Source organism: Bacillus salacetis (assembly GCF_049177075.1).
Taxonomy (GTDB): domain Bacteria; phylum Bacillota; class Bacilli; order Bacillales; family Bacillaceae_B; genus Rossellomorea; species Rossellomorea salacetis_A.
Map to the genome: position 1 here is coordinate 135,065 of NZ_CP185377.1, position 18,404 is coordinate 153,468.

Below are 18,404 nucleotides of genomic sequence, written 5' to 3' on the forward strand. Positions count from 1 at the left end.
CTGTAGATTAAAAGGGAGGTAGGCCCCTTGCTAGATGTTAATAACTTTGAATATATGAAAATTGGCCTTGCATCACCTGACAAGATTCGTTCTTGGTCATATGGTGAAGTCAAGAAGCCGGAAACAATCAATTATCGTACGTTAAAACCTGAGAAAGACGGCTTGTTCTGTGAGCGTATTTTCGGACCTACAAAGGACTGGGAATGTCACTGCGGTAAGTACAAGCGCGTCCGTTATAAAGGTGTTGTCTGTGACCGATGCGGAGTAGAAGTCACAAAAGCAAAAGTGCGCCGTGAGAGAATGGGGCATATCGAGCTTGCAGCACCTGTATCACACATCTGGTACTTCAAAGGTATTCCAAGCCGTATGGGACTTGTCTTAGACATGTCCCCCCGCGCTTTGGAAGAAGTCATTTACTTCGCTTCCTATGTAGTAACAGAACCTGGCGATACAGCTCTTGAGAAGAAACAGCTTCTATCTGAAAAAGAGTATCGTGCATACCGTGAAAAGTACGGGGTGAAATTCCAGGCTGCAATGGGTGCTGAAGCAATCAAAAAGATTCTTCAGGACATCGACTTGGATAAAGAAGCCGACTTTTTGAAAGAAGAACTGAAAACAGCTCAAGGTCAACGCCGCACCCGTGCAATTAAAAGATTGGAAGTAGTTGAATCATTCCGTAACTCAGGAAACAATCCTGACTGGATGATCCTTGATGTCCTTCCTGTCATCCCGCCGGAACTGCGCCCGATGGTTCAGCTTGATGGCGGACGTTTTGCAACATCTGATTTGAATGACCTTTACCGCCGTGTAATCAACCGTAATAACCGCTTGAAGCGTTTACTGGATCTTGGCGCGCCTAGCATCATCGTGCAAAACGAGAAGCGTATGCTTCAGGAAGCCGTTGATGCGCTGATTGATAACGGCCGCAGAGGGCGTCCTGTAACAGGTCCTGGTAACAGACCTTTGAAATCTCTTTCCCATATGCTTAAAGGGAAACAGGGACGTTTCCGTCAGAACCTTCTTGGTAAACGTGTTGACTATTCCGGCCGTTCCGTAATCGTCGTTGGACCAAACTTGAAAATGTACCAGTGCGGTCTTCCGAAAGAAATGGCGCTGGAGCTGTTCAAGCCATTCGTCATGAAGGAACTAGTTGAAAAAGGCATTGCACACAATATCAAGAGTGCAAAACGTAAAATTGAAAGAATTCAACCTGAGGTATGGGATGTGCTTGAAGAGGTAATCAAAGAGCACCCTGTATTGCTTAACCGTGCACCGACTCTTCACAGATTGGGAATCCAGGCATTTGAACCGACATTGGTAGAAGGAAGAGCAATCCGTCTTCACCCTCTTGTATGTACTGCTTATAACGCAGACTTCGATGGTGACCAGATGGCTGTCCACGTACCATTGTCTTCTGAAGCACAGGCGGAAGCAAGAATGCTTATGCTTGCAGCTCAGAACATCCTGAACCCGAAAGACGGTAAACCGGTCGTAACACCATCTCAGGATATGGTCCTTGGTAACTACTACCTGACTATGGAACGTGAAGGTGCCAAAGGTGAAGGAAGCACATTTGCTGATGCAAACGAAGCCCTGCTTGCATACCAAAACGGATATGTTCACTTGCATAGCCGTATTGCGATTGCGGCCAGCTCCGTTAACAATAAGACGTTTACTGAAAAGCAGAATAAGCAGCTGCTATTAACAACGGTTGGTAAAATTGTTTTCAACGAAATTCTTCCAGACAGTTTCCCTTACATCAACGAGCCGACTCAGAGCAACCTGGAAACAGTGACACCTGAGAACTACTTTGTTGACCCGACAACTGACATTAAAGAAGAATTTAAAAATAGAGAATTGATCAACCCGTTCAAAAAAGGATTCCTTGGAAATGTTATCGCTGAGGTCTTCAAACGCTTCGCGATCACTGAAACATCCCGCATGCTTGACCGCATGAAGGACCTTGGATTCAAATATTCTACTAAAGCAGGTATCACGGTTGGTATCGCCGACATCGTGGTATTGGGCGAAAAAGAAGAAATCCTGAAAGAGGCGCAATCCAAAGTGGATAACGTGCTTAAGCAATTCAAGCGCGGTTTGATCACAGAAGATGAGCGTTATGACAGAGTCATTTCCATCTGGAGTGCTGCCAAGGATACAATCCAAGGCAAATTGATGGCTACTCTTGACCGAAGCAACCCTATCTTCATGATGAGTGATTCCGGTGCCCGTGGTAACGCATCGAACTTCACTCAGCTTGCAGGTATGCGCGGACTGATGGCCAACCCGGCTGGACGAATCATCGAGCTTCCTATCAAATCAAGTTTCCGTGAAGGTCTGACAGTACTAGAGTACTTCATCTCCACTCACGGTGCGCGTAAAGGTCTTGCCGATACGGCCCTTAAGACAGCCGACTCAGGTTACCTTACACGCCGTCTTGTTGATGTTGCACAGGATGTCATCGTCCGTGAAGAAGACTGTGGAACAGACCGCGGCCTTCATGTTGCATCAATCAAAGACGGTACAGAAATCATCGAGCCTTTGGAAGAACGTCTTATCGGACGCTATTCCCGCAGGGGAATCAAGCATCCTGAGTCAAATGAAGTAATCGTTGAAGAAAACCAGCTGATTACTCAGGATCTTGCCAAAACAATCGTTGATTCTGGAATCGAATCCGTTTATATCCGTTCTGCATTCACATGTAACACACGCCATGGTGTGTGTGAGAAGTGTTACGGAACAAACCTTGCTACAGGCCAGAAGGTAGAAGTAGGGGAAGCAGTCGGTATCATCGCTGCCCAGTCTATCGGTGAGCCAGGTACACAGCTTACGATGCGTACCTTCCATACAGGAGGGGTTGCCGGAGACGATATCACTCAGGGTCTTCCTCGTATCCAGGAGATCTTCGAGGCCCGTCATCCGAAAGGTCAAGCTGTCATTTCTGAAATTGAAGGTGTCATTACCTCTATATCAGAAGGCAAGGATCGTCAATACGAAATCACAGTTCAGGGTGAAGTGGAAACAAGAACCTACACAGCTCCTTATACTGCCCGCTTGAAATTCGGTGTTAACGACCGTGTGTTGAGAGGTCAGGAGCTTACTGAAGGTTCCATCGATCCAAAGGAACTATTGAAAGTCCGCGACGTAAATGCTGTTCAGGAATACTTGCTGCGTGAAGTTCAGAAAGTATACCGTATGCAGGGTGTTGAAATCGGCGATAAGCACGTAGAAGTAATGGTACGTCAAATGCTGAGAAAAGTCAGAGTAATCGATGCAGGAGAAACTGATGTTCTTCCTGGTACACTACTCGACATCCACCAGTTTACGGATGCCAATGAAAAAGCGATCCTTGAAGGTGCTGTACCAGCTACTGGCCGTCCTGTATTGCTTGGTATCACCAAAGCATCTCTTGAAACAGACTCATTCTTGTCTGCCGCATCCTTCCAGGAGACGACTCGTGTCCTTACAGATGCAGCGATCAAAGGCAAGCGCGATGAACTTCTTGGCCTGAAAGAAAATGTCATCATCGGTAAACTTGTTCCAGCCGGAACAGGAATGCAGCGCTACCGCAAAGCAGAACCTTTGATGGAAGAAGAAACAGAAGAAACAGTGACAGTAGAATAATTTATAAATGGCACAGTGTATCCATATGCTGTCATTAAGAATACGAATATGATTTAACCGCTTTTCTGCTCTCAATTTTGATTGGAGCGTAAGGTGTGCGACCTCCTGTGGGATCAGCTCGACAGGTGAGACCCCGCAGGCGAAGCCGAGGAGGCTCACCGCGAGCCCCGCGGAGTCGCGCACCTAGAGCGGAAATCATTTAGAATCTTATTTAAACAGTATATAAATACACAGCCTTTATAAATTATTTCTTTCTGTTGTTGACAATAGATTTCTAAGATGATAATATATTCAAGGTTGCTCCTATATTGTAACCTGTTACTTTGGAGGATGAATTTATGTCTTATGAAAAAGTATCACAGGCTAGTGAAATCATTGTAGGAACAAAGCAGACAGTCAAAGCTCTTAAAAGCGGTCTTGTATCGCAACTGGTCGTAGCCGATGATGCTGATCGCAAAGTTACTTCCAAGGTGATACAGGCAGCCAACGACATGAACGTTCCAGTGGCACGAGTTGATTCCATGCGAAAGCTAGGGAAGTCATGCGGAATAGACGTTGGAGCAGCAGCTGTTGCTATTATTAAGTAAAATAGTTTTTGCAGCACAGATACTGCAAAGACTTTGTTTTTACACAAAAATGAACCACCTGGATGTGTGGGCTTATAAAATGCAAGAAGGGAGGATATATACATGCCTACTATTAACCAATTAGTGCGTAAACCACGCCAATCTAAATCAACAAAGTCTAACTCACCTGCATTGAACAAAGGTTACAACAGCTTCAAAAAAGTGAACACTAACCTTTCTTCTCCACAAAAACGCGGTGTTTGTACTCGTGTTGGTACAATGACTCCGAAGAAGCCGAACTCAGCGTTGCGTAAATACGCTCGTGTACGTTTAACAAACGGAATCGAGGTAACTGCATACATTCCTGGAATCGGCCACAATCTTCAAGAGCACAGTGTTGTGCTTATCCGCGGCGGACGTGTTAAAGACTTACCAGGAGTACGCTACCACATCGTTCGCGGTGCGCTAGATACAGCTGGTGTTGAAGGTCGTATGCAAGGCCGTTCTAAATACGGTACTAAGCGTCCTAAAGCAGCTAAAAAATAATTAATCACGAACTTAACGAATAGATAACTTTCGTTGAAAGGAGGAAAACACATGCCACGTAAAGGTCCTGTAGCAAAAAGAGACGTATTGCCTGATCCAATGTACAATTCAAAATTAGTTTCTCGTCTAATCAACAAAATCATGATTGACGGTAAGAGAGGTAAAGCTCAAAAGAAACTATACGCTGCGTTTGATATCATTGCTGAGCGTACAGGTAAAGATGCAATGGAAGTATTCGATCAAGCTTTGAAAAATATCATGCCGGTATTGGAAGTAAGAGCTCGTCGTGTTGGTGGTGCAAACTACCAGGTTCCTGTAGAAGTTCGTCCTGAGCGTCGTACTACACTTGGTCTTCGTTGGTTAGTAAACTACTCTCGTCTTCGCGGTGAAAAGACTATGGAAGAGCGTTTAGCTAACGAAATCCTTGATGCAGCAAATAACACAGGTGCTTCTGTTAAGAAGCGTGAAGATATGCACAAAATGGCTGAAGCGAACAAAGCGTTTGCTCACTACCGCTGGTAATCTTCTACTATATAAACTAATTTTCATTAATGGAAGGAGAAAGACGACATGCCTAGAGAGTTCTCCTTAGAAAAGACTCGTAATATCGGGATCATGGCTCACATCGATGCCGGTAAAACAACTGCAACAGAGCGTATCCTTTTCTATACTGGACGTATTCACAAAATCGGTGAAACTCACGAAGGTGCTTCCCAAATGGACTGGATGGAGCAGGAGCAGGAGCGTGGAATCACGATCACATCTGCTGCGACAACAGCTTCTTGGAAAGACCATCGTATCAACATCATTGATACACCAGGACACGTAGACTTCACTGTTGAGGTTGAGCGTTCCCTTCGTGTACTTGATGGTGCAGTAGCAGTTCTGGACGCTCAGTCTGGAGTTGAGCCTCAAACTGAAACAGTTTGGCGCCAAGCAACAACTTACGGTGTTCCACGTGTTGTATTCGTAAACAAGATGGATAAAATCGGTGCAGACTTCCTATACTCTGTAGGAACTTTGCATGACCGTCTTCAAGCGAATGCACATCCTGTACAGCTTCCAATCGGTGCTGAGGATGAATTCGAAGGAATCATCGACCTTCTGGAAATGAAAGCTTATTTCTATGAAGATGATCTTGGAACACGCGCAGAAGCTCGTGATATCCCTGATGAGTACAAAGATCAAGCTGAAGAATACCGCGGCAAGCTGATTGAAGCGGTAGCTGACCTTGATGAAGAACTCATGATGAAATACCTTGAAGGTGAAGAGTTCACAAATGAAGAACTTAAAGCTGCAGTTCGTACAGCTACTTTAACAGTAGATTTCTACCCTGTGCTTTGTGGTTCTGCATTCAAGAACAAAGGTGTTCAGTTATTGATCGATGCTGTCATTGACTACCTGCCGGCTCCTACTGATGTAGCCGACATCAAAGGTATGCTTCCTGACACAGAAGAAGAAGTAACTCGTCCTTCAACAGACGATGCTCCTTTCTCTGCATTGGCGTTCAAAGTTATGACTGACCCTTATGTTGGTAAGCTTACATTCTTCCGTGTGTATTCTGGAACATTAGATTCAGGTTCATACGTACAAAACTCTACGAAAGGCAAGCGTGAGCGTGTGGGACGTATCCTGCAAATGCATGCTAACTCTCGTGAGGAAATCTCAACAGTATACGCTGGAGACATCGCTGCTGCAGTTGGTCTGAAAGACACTGCTACTGGAGATACTCTATGTGACGAAAAGAGTCTTGTAATTCTTGAGTCTATGGAATTCCCAGAACCGGTTATCTCTCTATCTGTTGAACCGAAGTCTAAAGCGGACCAAGATAAAATGACGACTGCACTTCAAAAGCTTCAAGAAGAAGATCCTACATTCCGTGCGCATACTGACCAGGAAACTGGACAAGTAATCATCGCTGGTATGGGTGAACTTCACTTGGATATCATCGTGGATCGTATGAGACGCGAATTCAAAGTAGAAGCAAATGTTGGTGCGCCTCAGGTATCTTACCGTGAGACATTCCGCGGTTCTGCTAAGGTTGAAGGTAAATTTGCCCGTCAATCTGGTGGTCGTGGACAATTCGGACACGTTTGGATCGAGTTCTCTCCAAACGAAGAAGGAAAAGGCTTTGAATTCGAAAACGGCATTGTCGGTGGTGTAGTTCCACGTGAATACATCCCTGCAGTACAAGCTGGTCTTGCAGACGCTATGGAAAATGGTGTTATCGCCGGCTACCCGCTAATCGATGTAAAAGCTAAACTTGTAGATGGTTCATACCATGACGTCGATTCTTCTGAGATGGCCTTTAAAGTAGCTGCATCACTTGCACTTAAGAACGCAGTTTCTAAGTGTGATCCAGCAATCCTTGAGCCAATGATGAAGGTTGAAGTTGTTATTCCTGAAGAGTACATGGGAGACATCATGGGTGATATCACTTCTCGTCGCGGACGTGTTGAAGGAATGGAAGCCCGCGGTAACGCGCAGGTAGTTAAAGCATTCGTTCCACTTTCTGAAATGTTTGGTTATGCAACTTCATTGCGTTCTAACACGCAAGGTCGCGGAACATACTCTATGCACTTCGACCACTATGAAGAAGTACCTAAATCAATCGCTGAAGAAATCGTCAAAAAAAATAAAGGTGAATAATTGATTTATTCACTGTAATCAAGTATAAATACTAGTGTAAGCTATGGTGTCTATGAAGGTGGGCGACCGCCTTCTGACTATCATATAAAATATACTTAATTTCTTATAATTTAAAGGAGGATTTCCTAATGGGTAAGGAAAAATTCGATCGTTCCAAGCAACATGCTAATATCGGTACAATTGGTCACGTTGACCATGGTAAAACTACATTAACAGCTGCTATCACAACTACTCTTCACAAGAAGTATGGTCGTGGAACAGCTATGGCTTATGACCAAATTGATGGTGCACCAGAAGAAAGAGAGCGCGGTATCACAATCTCTACTGCACACGTTGAGTATGAAACTGATACTCGTCACTATGCACACGTTGACTGCCCAGGTCACGCTGACTACGTTAAAAACATGATCACTGGTGCTGCTCAAATGGACGGCGGAATCCTAGTTGTTTCTGCTGCTGATGGCCCAATGCCACAAACTCGTGAGCACATCCTTCTTTCTCGCCAAGTTGGTGTACCATACCTAGTTGTTTTCATGAACAAATGTGATATGGTAGACGACGAAGAGCTTCTTGAACTAGTAGAAATGGAAGTACGTGACCTTCTTTCTGAATACGACTTCCCTGGTGACGATGTACCAGTAATCAAAGGTTCTGCTCTTAAAGCTCTTGAGGGAGACCCTCAGTGGGAAGAAAAAATCTATGAGCTAATGGAAGCTGTAGATTCTTACATCCCAACTCCAGAGCGTGACACTGAAAAGCCATTCATGATGCCTGTTGAGGACGTATTCTCAATCACAGGTCGTGGAACAGTTGCAACTGGACGTGTTGAGCGTGGACAAGTTAAAGTCGGCGACACTGTAGACATCATCGGTCTTTCTGAGGAGCCTAAATCTACTACTGTAACAGGTGTAGAAATGTTCCGTAAGCTTCTTGACTATGCTGAAGCTGGAGACAACATCGGAGCTCTTCTTCGTGGTGTAGCACGTGAAGACATCCAACGTGGTCAAGTACTTGCAAAGCCAGGTACAATCACTCCACACACAAAGTTCAAAGCAGAAGTTTATGTTCTTTCTAAAGAAGAAGGTGGACGTCACACTCCATTCTTCACTAACTACCGTCCTCAGTTCTACTTCCGTACAACTGATGTAACTGGTATCTGTAATCTTCCTGAAGGCGTAGAAATGGTTATGCCTGGAGATAACATCGAAATGACAGTTGAACTAATCTCTCCAATCGCTATCGAAGAAGGTACTAAATTCTCTATCCGTGAGGGTGGACGTACTGTAGGCGCTGGAGTAGTTGCTTCTATCCAAGAGTAATTTTACTCTGACGATAATATAAAGCAGATGGGATCCGGAGCCCATCTGCTTTTTTATATGCTTAGAATAGGTTTGATATGCAGGGATGGCCGCTTTTCTTATTATTTTAGTATTGAGAAAGTGGCATGGAGATTAGATTAGAGAAGAAACGTACTATTATAAGAAGAGAAATAATCGGTAGTGGTGTGATTATAGAAGAAACGTACTATTATAAGAAGAGAATAAGCAGCTAGTGGTGCGATTAGGTGAGAAACGCACCATTATAGGAATAGAATTAGCAGCTAGTGGTACGATTATAGAAGAAACGTACCGTTATAAGAAGAGAATAAGCAGGTAATGGTGCGATTAGATGAGAAACGCACTATTATAAGAAGAGAAATAATCGGTAGTGGTGCGATTAGAGAAGAAACGTACTATTATAAGAAGAGAATAAGCAGCTAGTGGTACGATTAGAGGAGAAACGTACCATTATAGGAAGAGAATAAGCAGCTAGTGGTACGATTAACAAAGAATCCTACCATTTAAAGAAGAGGATAACGCGATAATGGTCCAATAAAGAACAGTTCCTACCATTATATAAATCTGGAGCTCGCTATCGAAAACCTACCCTCAACTAGACCGCCCTTGAAAAAATCCGCCTCTAAACCAAATAAACCTCAAACTCAAAAACCAACTCCTTCTATTATATAACCCCCACACCCGCATCACCCTATCCTGCCAACCCGGCACAAAACCAAACACCCCAAATAGAAATATTTTGAATTCTTATTGTACCCTTGCAAACACCCAAATAGATTTGTATAATTGTAAAAGTGCACTGATCATAAAGATATTCAAGAAAAGGTTGCATATCGATTGTGATTTAGGTATAATAGACAATGTTGGTCTTTGACTGCGATGAAATGGAAGGTTGCTGACACACCCGGCCGCTTTGCCATGGCGAGTGTGTGGGAAATTTCCGTGGAGAATGTCTATCTAAAGTAGGCGAAAAAGGAGGGAAAATAATGGCAAAACAAAAAATTCGTATCCGTTTAAAAGCGTATGATCACAGAATCCTTGATCAATCAGCAGAGAAAATTGTTGAAACAGCAAAGCGTTCTGGTGCGGCAGTATCCGGACCAATCCCGCTTCCGACTGAGAAGTCTGTTTACACAATCCTTCGTGCGGTTCACAAGTATAAAGATTCTCGTGAGCAATTCGAAATGCGTACGCATAAACGCTTAATCGATATTGTTAACCCAACACCACAAACGGTTGATGCGCTAATGCGTTTAGATCTTCCATCTGGTGTCGATATTGAAATCAAACTTTAATTACTATACAAAAACAACTCAGGAGGTGTGACTTATGACCAAAGGAATCTTAGGTAGAAAGATCGGTATGACTCAAGTTTTTGCTGAAAACGGTGATCTTATCCCGGTAACAGTTATCGAAGCAGCTGGAAACGTTGTTCTTCAAAAGAAAACTGCAGAAGTTGATGGCTACGAAGCTATCCAAATCGGTTTCGAAGACAAACGCGAAAAGCTTTCTAACAAACCGGAAAAAGGACACGTTGCTAAAGCAGAAACTGCTCCTAAGCGCTTCATCCGTGAATTCCGCGGAGTTAACTCTTCAGAATATGAAGTAGGTCAAGAAGTCAAAGTAGAAATTTTCGCAGAAGGCGATATCGTAGATGTAACAGGAATTTCAAAGGGTAAAGGTTTCCAAGGTGCTATCAAGCGTCATAACCAATCCCGCGGACCTATGTCCCACGGTTCCCGCTACCATCGTCGTCCTGGTTCAATGGGACCAGTTGATCCAAACCGTGTATTCAAAGGTAAACTATTACCTGGACGCATGGGTGGAGAGCAGATCACTATCCAAAACCTTGAAATCGTCAAAGTTGATGCTGAGCGCAACTTGCTTCTAGTAAAAGGAAACGTTCCTGGACCTAAAAAAGCATTGCTTAAAGTTAAAACTGGCGTAAAAACAACAAAATAATAGAACTTTTTTGGAAAGGAGGAAACACGAATGCCGAAAGTAGCATTATTTAACCAAAGCGGATCACAAGTTGGTGATGTAGAACTTAATGATTCAGTATTTGGTATCGAACCAAATCAAAACGTACTTTACGAAGCTGTTATCATGCAAAGAGCATCTCAGCGTCAAGGTACAAGCAAAGTAAAAGGCCGTTCTGAAGTAAGAGGCGGTGGACGTAAACCATGGCGTCAAAAAGGTACTGGACGTGCACGTCAGGGATCTATCAGATCTCCACAATGGCGCGGCGGTGGTACTGTATTTGGACCGGTTCCACGCAGCTACAGCTACAAGCTTCCTAAGAAGGTTCGTCGCTTAGCTATCAAATCTGCTCTATCTACTAAGGTAGCAGAAGAAAACATCCTAGTATTGGAATCTCTTGTTTTTGATGCACCAAAAACAAAAGAATTCGCTAACGTATTGAAAAACCTTTCAGTTAATGCTAAAACATTAGTGGTAACAGAAGGTTCAGAAGATAACGTAGCACTATCAGCACGTAACATTCCTGGTGTGACAGTTGTTGCAGCTAACGGAATCAGCGTACTGGACGTTGTTGCTCATGATAAACTAATCATCACTAAAGCAGCAGTTGAAAAAGTAGAGGAGGTGCTTGCATAATGGATGCACGCGATATCATTAAGCGCCCCGTAATTACAGAACTTTCAACTGATCTTATGGCTGATAAAAAGTACACTTTTGAAGTCGACACTAGAGCGAACAAAACTCAAGTTAAAGATGCAGTTGAAGAAATCTTCGGCGTTAAAGTTGCAAAAGTGAACGTTATGAATTACAAAGGTAAATTCAAGCGTATGGGACGTCATACTGGTTACACGAACAAACGTCGTAAAGCAGTAGTCACTCTTACAGCTGAGAGCAAAGAAATCGAATTCTTTGAAGTATAATAATTAAAATTTAGAAGAGGAGGGAAAAACATGGCGATTAAAAAGTATAAACCAACCTCTAATGGTCGTCGCGGTATGACTACTTCTGATTTTGCAGAAATCACTACTGACAAACCAGAAAAGTCATTACTTGCGCCTTTACACAAAAAAGGCGGCCGTAACAACCAAGGTAAGTTAACAGTTCGTCATCAAGGCGGCGGTCATAAGCGTCAATACCGTGTTATCGACTTCAAACGTGATAAAGATGGTATACCAGGACGCGTTGCTACAATCGAGTATGATCCAAACCGCTCAGCAAATATTGCACTAATCAACTATGTGGATGGAGAAAAACGCTACATTCTTGCACCTAAGACAATTCAAGTAGGTACAGAAGTAATGTCTGGTCCTGAAGCAGATATCAAAGTAGGTAACGCATTACCACTTATCAACATTCCTGTAGGTACAGTAGTTCACAACATCGAACTTAAACCAGGTAAAGGCGGACAATTGGTACGCTCTGCTGGTACATCTGCACAGGTTCTTGGTAAAGAAGGTAAATACGTTCTTGTACGTTTGAACTCTGGTGAGGTTCGCATGATCCTTTCATCTTGCCGTGCAACAGTCGGTCAAGTAGGTAACGAACAGCACGAACTTATCAACATCGGTAAAGCAGGTCGTTCTCGCTGGTTAGGCAAGCGCCCAACTGTACGTGGATCTGTAATGAACCCTAACGATCACCCACACGGTGGTGGTGAAGGACGCGCTCCTATCGGACGTAAATCACCAATGTCTCCATGGGGTAAACCAACTCTTGGATTCAAGACTCGTAAGAAGAAGAGCAAATCTGACAAATTTATTGTGCGCCGTCGCAAAAAATAACGGGATTGACCTACGGTTCACCAATAGAGCCGTAGAACAATCACGAAGGGAGGTTCAAACATGGGTCGTAGCTTAAAAAAGGGACCTTTTGTTGATGACCATTTGATGGACAAAATCGAGAAGCTTAACGAAGGTGAGAAGAAACAAGTTGTGAAAACTTGGTCTCGTCGCTCTACAATCTTCCCGAATTTCATCGGTCATACAATCGCGGTTTACGATGGTCGTAAACATGTACCGGTATACGTAACAGAAGACATGGTAGGACACAAGCTTGGTGAATTCGCACCATCTCGTTCTTACAAAGGTCATGGAAATGATGACAAGAAAACAAGACGCTAATTGAGAGGAGGGTATCCTAATGCAAGCTAAAGCTGTCGCTAAAACAGTTCGTATTGCTCCTCGTAAGGTACGTTTAGTGGTTGATCTAATCCGAGGTAAGCAAGTAGGTGAAGCTGTAGCGATTTTAAATCTTACTCCTAAAGCTGCTTCTCCAGTAGTTGAGAAAGTATTAAAATCTGCTATCGCTAACGCAGAACATAACTATGACATGGACGTGAACAACTTAGTCATCTCTGATGCCTTTGTTAACGAAGGTCCAACAATGAAACGCTTCCGCCCACGTGCGATGGGACGCGCAAGCCAAATCAACAAACGCACAAGCCACATCACTATCGTGGTATCAGAAAAGAAGGAGGGATAATTCGTGGGTCAAAAAGTACATCCAGTCGGACTGCGTGTAGGAGTTATTCGTGATTGGGAATCAAAATGGTACGCTGATAAAGATTATGCCAATCTTCTGCACGAAGACCTTAAAGTACGTGAATATATTGCGAAACGCCTAGTTGACGCATCTGTTTCTAAAGTAGAAATCGAGCGTGCGGCAAACCGCATCAATATTACAATTCATACAGCAAAACCTGGTATGGTTATCGGTAAAGGTGGTACAGAGGTTGAAGCTTTACGTAAAGCTTTGAACGAGCTTACTTCTAAGCGTGTACACATCAACATCGTTGAAATCAAGAGAGCTGACCTTGACGCTAAACTAGTTGCAGAGAACATCGCTCGTCAACTGGAAAACCGTGTATCTTTCCGTCGTGCTCAAAAACAATCTATCCAACGTGCAATGCGCGCAGGAGCTAAAGGTATCAAAACTCAAGTATCTGGTCGTCTTGGCGGTGCAGATATCGCTCGTGCTGAACATTACAGCGAAGGAACAGTTCCACTTCATACACTTCGCGCTGACATTGATTATGCTCATGCTGAAGCTGACACAACTTACGGTAAACTTGGTGTTAAAGTATGGATCTATCGTGGAGAGGTCCTTCCTGCTAAGAAGAAATCAGAGGAAGGAGGAAAATAATTATGTTATTGCCTAAACGCGTTAAGTATCGTCGTGAACATCGTGGTAAAATGCGTGGTCGCGCTAAAGGCGGTCAAGAGGTTGCGTTCGGAGAATACGGTCTTCAAGCTGTTGAAGCTTCTTGGATCACTAACCGTCAAATCGAAGCTGCTCGTATTGCTATGACTCGTTACATGAAACGTGGCGGTAAAGTTTGGATTAAAATTTTCCCTCACAAACCTTACACTGCAAAACCTCTAGAAGTCCGAATGGGTTCTGGTAAAGGTGCTCCTGAAGGATGGGTAGCAGTTGTAAAACCTGGAAAGATTATGTTCGAAATTGCAGGTGTATCTGAAGAGGTAGCTCGTGAAGCACTTCGTCTTGCATCACACAAACTTCCTATCAAAACTAAGTTTGTGAAACGAGAAGAAATTGGTGGTGAATCAAATGAAAACTAATGAAATCCGTGACTTAACCACTGCCGAAATTGATCAAAAAGTAAAATCCTTAAAAGAAGAACTATTTAACCTTCGCTTCCAGCTTGCGACAGGACAGCTTGAAAACACTGCCCGCATTCGTGAAGTGCGCAAAGCGATCGCTCGTATGAAAACTGTAATCCATGAAAGAGAGATCGGCGTTAACAATCGATAAATGAGAGGAGGTTTGCAGAATGAGTGAACGCAACCAACGTAAGGTTTACACTGGACGTGTTGTTTCCGACAAAATGGATAAAACAGTTACAGTTCTAGTTGAAACTTACAAGAAACATTCACTATACGGCAAACGCGTAAAGTACTCTAAAAAGTTCAAAGCTCATGATGAGCAAAACGAAGCTAAAACAGGCGATATCGTACGTATCATGGAAACTCGCCCGCTTTCAGCTACAAAACGTTTCCGCTTAGTTGAAGTAGTAGAAAAAGCAGTAATTATCTAATAAATGTTCGGATATTTGTTTTCCGAAGGGAGGTTACCTAGATGATTCAACAAGAATCTCGTTTGAAAGTTGCCGACAACTCTGGTGCTCGTGAAGTATTGACTATTAAAGTCCTTGGCGGATCTGGCCGTAAAACAGCTAATATCGGTGATGTTATCGTATGTACAGTAAAACAAGCAACACCAGGTGGCGTTGTTAAAAAAGGCGACGTAGTAAAAGCTGTTGTTGTTCGTACAAAGAGCGGTGTTCGCCGTACAGACGGAACTTACATTAAGTTTGACGAAAACGCATGTGTAATCATCCGTGATGATAAGGGACCGCGTGGTACTCGTATCTTCGGACCTGTAGCACGTGAATTGCGCGAAAACAACTTTATGAAAATTGTATCTTTAGCTCCAGAAGTTCTTTAATAGAACCCATTGTGCGTTAAGAGGAGGTGCGACTAATGCATGTTAAAAAAGGCGATAAAGTAATGGTTATCACAGGTAAAGACAAAGGCAAAACTGGTGTCGTATTGTCAGCATTGCCAAAGAAAGACCGTGTGATCGTAGAAGGAATCAATGTTATTAAAAAACATTCAAAGCCTTCTCAAGCAAATCCGCAAGGCGGAATCATCAGCCAAGAGGCACCTGTTCATGTATCGAATGTTATGCTGCTTGACCCTAAGACGAACGAACCAACTCGTGTAGGTTTCAAGAAGGTTGATGGTAAGAATGTACGTGTAGCAAAAAAATCTGGTGAAGTTCTAGATAAATAGTTCAAAGTAGAAGGGAGGTACTCAAATGAACCGCCTAAAAGCAAAATTTAATGACGAAATTACTCCAGCTCTTATGAGCAAATTCAACTATAAATCTGTTATGCAGGTACCTAAACTCGAAAAAATCGTAGTTAACATGGGTGTCGGCGATGCTGTTCAAAATGCAAAAGCATTGGACACAGCTGTTGAAGAATTAACATTAATCACTGGTCAAAAACCAGTTGTAACTAAAGCAAAAAAATCTATCGCAGGTTTCCGTCTTCGTGAAGGTATGCCTATCGGTGCGAAAGTAACACTTCGCGGCGAACGCATGTATGAGTTCCTAGATAAATTAATCTCTGTATCTCTACCACGTGTACGTGACTTCCGCGGTATTTCTAAAAAAGCATTCGATGGTCGCGGTAACTACACTCTTGGTGTTAAAGAGCAGCTGATTTTCCCAGAGATCGATTATGATAAAGTTTCCAAAGTACGCGGAATGGATATCGTTATCGTTACAACTGCAAACTCTGATGAAGAATCACGTGAGTTATTGACTCAATTCGGAATGCCATTTCAAAAGTAATCTCTAAATAAGGGAGGCGAAAATGTGGCTAAAAAATCAATGATCGCAAAACAAAAACGTGAACCTAAGTACAAAGTTCAAGGATACACTCGCTGTGAGCGTTGTGGCCGTCCACATTCAGTAATCCGCAAATTCAAACTTTGCCGTATCTGTTTCCGTGAACTTGCATACAAGGGTCAAATTCCTGGCGTTAAAAAAGCTAGCTGGTAAAACCCTACATTGGGAAGGAGGTAAATTATTATGACATTGACAGATCCAATTGCAGATATGCTTACTCGCATCCGTAATGCGAACATGGTACGTCACGAGAAGCTAGAAATACCTGCTTCTAACATCAAAAAAGAAATCGCTGAAATCCTTAAACGTGAAGGTTTCGTGCGTGACGTGGAATTTGTAGAAGATAACAAGCAAGGTGTTATCCGCATTTTCTTGAAATATGGTTCTAACAACGAACGTGTAATCACTGGATTAAAGCGTATCTCTAAACCAGGTCTACGCGTATATGCAAAAGCTAATGAAGTTCCTAAAGTACTTAACGGACTAGGTGTAGCTCTTGTTTCCACTTCTCAAGGAGTGTTGACTGACAAAGAAGCTCGCGCTAAGCAAGTCGGCGGAGAAGTACTAGGATACGTTTGGTAATATTTTTTGAAATGAATGGAGGTGCAACAGTATGTCACGTGTAGGTAAAAAACCTATCGAGTTGCCAGAAGGCGTTACAATTACTACTGATGCCAATAAAGTAACTGTAAAAGGTCCTAAAGGTGAATTGTCTCGTACATTCAGCCCGGATATTAATGTAGAAATCCAAGAGAACGTAGTAAGCATCACTCGTCCATCTGAATCAAAAGAACATCGTTCATTACACGGAACGACTCGTGCTTTGATCTCTAACATGGTTGAAGGTGTTTCTAAAGGATTCGAAAGAAACCTTGAACTTATCGGTGTAGGTTACCGTGCTCAAAAACAAGGAACGAAGCTTGTATTGAACGTTGGTTACTCTCACCCAGTTGAATTCGAACCAGAAGCTGGAATCGAAATCGAAGTTCCTTCTAATACAAAAGTATCAATCAAAGGTATCGACAAAGAGCGCGTTGGTGCAATTGCTTCCAACATCCGCGCTGTACGTCCTCCTGAGCCTTACAAAGGTAAAGGTATCCGTTACGAAGGCGAATACGTACGCCGTAAAGAAGGTAAAACAGGTAAATAATGCCGCTTAGGCAGTAGAAAGGAGTGACCTTAATGATCACTAAGCCATCTAAAAACAAAACGCGTAAGAAAAGACATGCTCGTGTACGTTCAAAGATCACTGGTACAGAACAACGTCCTCGTCTAAACGTATACCGCTCAAATAAAAACATCTACGCTCAATTGATCGACGATGTTAATGGTGTAACTTTGGCAAGTGCTTCTACTGTAGATAAAGAAATCAACCTTGATTCTACTGGAAACGTAGATGCAGCTGCTCAAGTCGGTGAACTAATTGCCAAACGTGCAACTGAAAAAGGTTTGAAATCTGTAGTATTTGACCGTGGAGGTTACCTATACCATGGTCGCGTTAAAGCATTAGCCGATGCAGCTCGTGAAAACGGCTTAGAATTTTAATAAAAAAGGAGGGACATATAGATGCGTCGTATTGATCCAAACAAACTAGAACTTGAAGAACGCGTAGTAACGATCAACCGTGTTGCAAAGGTTGTTAAAGGTGGACGTCGTTTCCGCTTCGCTGCTCTTGTAGTAGTCGGAGACAAGAACGGTCATGTAGGTTTCGGTACTGGTAAAGCTCAAGAGGTACCTGATGCTATCCGCAAAGCGATTGAAGATGCGAAGAAAAATCTTGTTGAAGTACCTATGGTAGGTGGAACTACTCCTCACCAAGTAATCGGTCGTTTTGGTGCTGGTGAGATCCTTATCAAGCCTGCTTCTGCCGGTACAGGAATCATCGCTGGTGGTCCGGTCCGTGCGGTACTTGAACTTGCTGGTGTACAGGATATCCTTTCTAAATCATTGGGTTCCAACACTCCAATCAACATGATTCGTGCTACAATCCAAGGATTGAAAGAACTAAAACGTGCTGAAGACGTAGCTAAACTACGTGGTAAATCAGTAGAAGAACTGTTAGGATAAGGGAGGGATAACGATGGCAAACAAACTAGAAATTACCCTCACTCGCAGTGTGATTGGTCGTCCTAAAGACCAACGCGAAACAGTAAAGGCTCTAGGCTTACGTAAGCTTCATCAAACAGTTGAACAACAAGATAATGCTGCTATCCGCGGTATGATCAACAAGGTTGCTCACTTAGTCACGGTAAAAGAAGCTTAATTAGAT

26 protein-coding genes are annotated in these 18,404 nt (G+C 43.1%); all 26 read left to right on the forward strand.

Annotated features, from left to right (window positions below):
- Nucleotides 1-27 precede the first annotated feature (27 nt).
- Nucleotides 28-3,624, forward strand: coding sequence for a DNA-directed RNA polymerase subunit beta' (rpoC, locus tag ACOJQI_RS00700; protein WP_421382639.1), 3,597 nt, complete (start codon nt 28-30; stop codon nt 3,622-3,624).
- Between the two features lie 338 nt (nt 3,625-3,962).
- Complete coding sequence (locus ACOJQI_RS00705) at nt 3,963-4,211, forward strand: 50S ribosomal protein L7ae-like protein (RefSeq protein ID WP_421382641.1); 249 nt, start codon at nt 3,963-3,965, stop codon at nt 4,209-4,211.
- A gap of 102 nt (nt 4,212-4,313) precedes the next feature.
- Nucleotides 4,314-4,736: a 30S ribosomal protein S12 gene (rpsL, locus tag ACOJQI_RS00710; protein ID WP_409252528.1), complete on the forward strand. Its 423-nt coding sequence runs from the start codon at nt 4,314-4,316 to the stop codon at nt 4,734-4,736.
- Between the two features lie 51 nt (nt 4,737-4,787).
- Nucleotides 4,788-5,258, forward strand: coding sequence for a 30S ribosomal protein S7 (gene rpsG, locus ACOJQI_RS00715; protein ID WP_409252529.1), 471 nt, complete (start codon nt 4,788-4,790; stop codon nt 5,256-5,258).
- A gap of 48 nt (nt 5,259-5,306) precedes the next feature.
- A complete protein-coding gene (gene fusA / locus ACOJQI_RS00720) occupies nt 5,307-7,385 on the forward strand; it encodes an elongation factor G (protein WP_421382643.1) in 2,079 nt (692 codons plus the stop codon).
- 128 nt (nt 7,386-7,513) lie between these two features.
- The gene (tuf, locus tag ACOJQI_RS00725; RefSeq protein WP_421382645.1) at nt 7,514-8,704 is read left to right on the forward strand and encodes an elongation factor Tu; all 1,191 of its coding nucleotides are present in this window, start codon (nt 7,514-7,516) and stop codon (nt 8,702-8,704) included.
- Between the two features lie 1,004 nt (nt 8,705-9,708).
- Entirely contained in the window at nt 9,709-10,017 is a 309-nt protein-coding gene (gene rpsJ, locus ACOJQI_RS00730) for a 30S ribosomal protein S10 (RefSeq protein ID WP_007085291.1), read from the forward strand.
- Nucleotides 10,018-10,051: 34 nt separating this feature from the next.
- Nucleotides 10,052-10,684 carry a 50S ribosomal protein L3 gene (gene rplC, locus ACOJQI_RS00735; RefSeq protein WP_421382648.1) on the forward strand — a complete coding sequence of 211 codons (633 nt, stop codon included), beginning with the start codon at nt 10,052-10,054 and terminating at the stop codon, nt 10,682-10,684.
- Nucleotides 10,685-10,714: 30 nt separating this feature from the next.
- Nucleotides 10,715-11,338, forward strand: coding sequence for a 50S ribosomal protein L4 (gene rplD / locus ACOJQI_RS00740; protein ID WP_421382650.1), 624 nt, complete (start codon nt 10,715-10,717; stop codon nt 11,336-11,338).
- Nucleotides 11,338-11,622, forward strand: a complete 285-nt coding sequence (gene rplW, locus ACOJQI_RS00745) for a 50S ribosomal protein L23 (protein WP_421382652.1) — start codon at nt 11,338-11,340, stop codon at nt 11,620-11,622. Before rplD ends, rplW begins: the two co-directional genes overlap by 1 nt.
- A 30-nt stretch (nt 11,623-11,652) precedes the next feature.
- A complete protein-coding gene (gene rplB, locus ACOJQI_RS00750; RefSeq protein ID WP_421382654.1) occupies nt 11,653-12,483 on the forward strand; it encodes a 50S ribosomal protein L2 in 831 nt (276 codons plus the stop codon).
- 60 nt (nt 12,484-12,543) lie between these two features.
- The gene (rpsS, locus tag ACOJQI_RS00755; protein WP_006838982.1) at nt 12,544-12,822 is read left to right on the forward strand and encodes a 30S ribosomal protein S19; all 279 of its coding nucleotides are present in this window, start codon (nt 12,544-12,546) and stop codon (nt 12,820-12,822) included.
- Nucleotides 12,823-12,841: 19 nt separating this feature from the next.
- Nucleotides 12,842-13,183 carry a 50S ribosomal protein L22 gene (rplV, locus tag ACOJQI_RS00760; RefSeq protein ID WP_006838981.1) on the forward strand — a complete coding sequence of 114 codons (342 nt, stop codon included), beginning with the start codon at nt 12,842-12,844 and terminating at the stop codon, nt 13,181-13,183.
- A gap of 3 nt (nt 13,184-13,186) precedes the next feature.
- The gene (gene rpsC / locus ACOJQI_RS00765; RefSeq protein WP_421382657.1) at nt 13,187-13,843 is read left to right on the forward strand and encodes a 30S ribosomal protein S3; all 657 of its coding nucleotides are present in this window, start codon (nt 13,187-13,189) and stop codon (nt 13,841-13,843) included.
- 2 nt (nt 13,844-13,845) lie between these two features.
- Nucleotides 13,846-14,280, forward strand: coding sequence for a 50S ribosomal protein L16 (gene rplP, locus ACOJQI_RS00770; RefSeq protein ID WP_113929761.1), 435 nt, complete (start codon nt 13,846-13,848; stop codon nt 14,278-14,280).
- The gene (rpmC, locus tag ACOJQI_RS00775; RefSeq protein WP_113929762.1) at nt 14,270-14,473 is read left to right on the forward strand and encodes a 50S ribosomal protein L29; all 204 of its coding nucleotides are present in this window, start codon (nt 14,270-14,272) and stop codon (nt 14,471-14,473) included. The genes rplP and rpmC overlap by 11 nt, the downstream gene beginning before the upstream one ends.
- Before the next feature lie 19 nt (nt 14,474-14,492).
- Nucleotides 14,493-14,756 (forward strand): 30S ribosomal protein S17, encoded by a 264-nt coding sequence (gene rpsQ, locus ACOJQI_RS00780; RefSeq protein ID WP_006838979.1) that lies wholly within the window; start codon nt 14,493-14,495, stop codon nt 14,754-14,756.
- Between the two features lie 41 nt (nt 14,757-14,797).
- Nucleotides 14,798-15,166, forward strand: coding sequence for a 50S ribosomal protein L14 (gene rplN, locus ACOJQI_RS00785; protein ID WP_119548616.1), 369 nt, complete (start codon nt 14,798-14,800; stop codon nt 15,164-15,166).
- A gap of 35 nt (nt 15,167-15,201) precedes the next feature.
- Nucleotides 15,202-15,513: a 50S ribosomal protein L24 gene (gene rplX / locus ACOJQI_RS00790; protein ID WP_119548615.1), complete on the forward strand. Its 312-nt coding sequence runs from the start codon at nt 15,202-15,204 to the stop codon at nt 15,511-15,513.
- 25 nt (nt 15,514-15,538) lie between these two features.
- Complete coding sequence (rplE, locus tag ACOJQI_RS00795) at nt 15,539-16,078, forward strand: 50S ribosomal protein L5 (protein WP_421382661.1); 540 nt, start codon at nt 15,539-15,541, stop codon at nt 16,076-16,078.
- A gap of 24 nt (nt 16,079-16,102) precedes the next feature.
- On the forward strand, nt 16,103-16,288 hold the full coding sequence (locus ACOJQI_RS00800) for a type Z 30S ribosomal protein S14 (protein ID WP_119548613.1): 186 nt from the start codon (nt 16,103-16,105) through the stop codon (nt 16,286-16,288).
- 30 nt (nt 16,289-16,318) lie between these two features.
- On the forward strand, nt 16,319-16,717 hold the full coding sequence (gene rpsH / locus ACOJQI_RS00805) for a 30S ribosomal protein S8 (RefSeq protein ID WP_119548612.1): 399 nt from the start codon (nt 16,319-16,321) through the stop codon (nt 16,715-16,717).
- Nucleotides 16,718-16,748: 31 nt separating this feature from the next.
- Nucleotides 16,749-17,285, forward strand: coding sequence for a 50S ribosomal protein L6 (gene rplF / locus ACOJQI_RS00810; RefSeq protein ID WP_421382664.1), 537 nt, complete (start codon nt 16,749-16,751; stop codon nt 17,283-17,285).
- 32 nt (nt 17,286-17,317) lie between these two features.
- Entirely contained in the window at nt 17,318-17,680 is a 363-nt protein-coding gene (gene rplR / locus ACOJQI_RS00815; protein WP_409252540.1) for a 50S ribosomal protein L18, read from the forward strand.
- Nucleotides 17,681-17,701: 21 nt separating this feature from the next.
- A complete protein-coding gene (rpsE, locus tag ACOJQI_RS00820) occupies nt 17,702-18,202 on the forward strand; it encodes a 30S ribosomal protein S5 (RefSeq protein WP_421382666.1) in 501 nt (166 codons plus the stop codon).
- A gap of 13 nt (nt 18,203-18,215) precedes the next feature.
- Nucleotides 18,216-18,398, forward strand: coding sequence for a 50S ribosomal protein L30 (gene rpmD / locus ACOJQI_RS00825; protein ID WP_409252542.1), 183 nt, complete (start codon nt 18,216-18,218; stop codon nt 18,396-18,398).
- Nucleotides 18,399-18,404 lie beyond the last annotated feature (6 nt).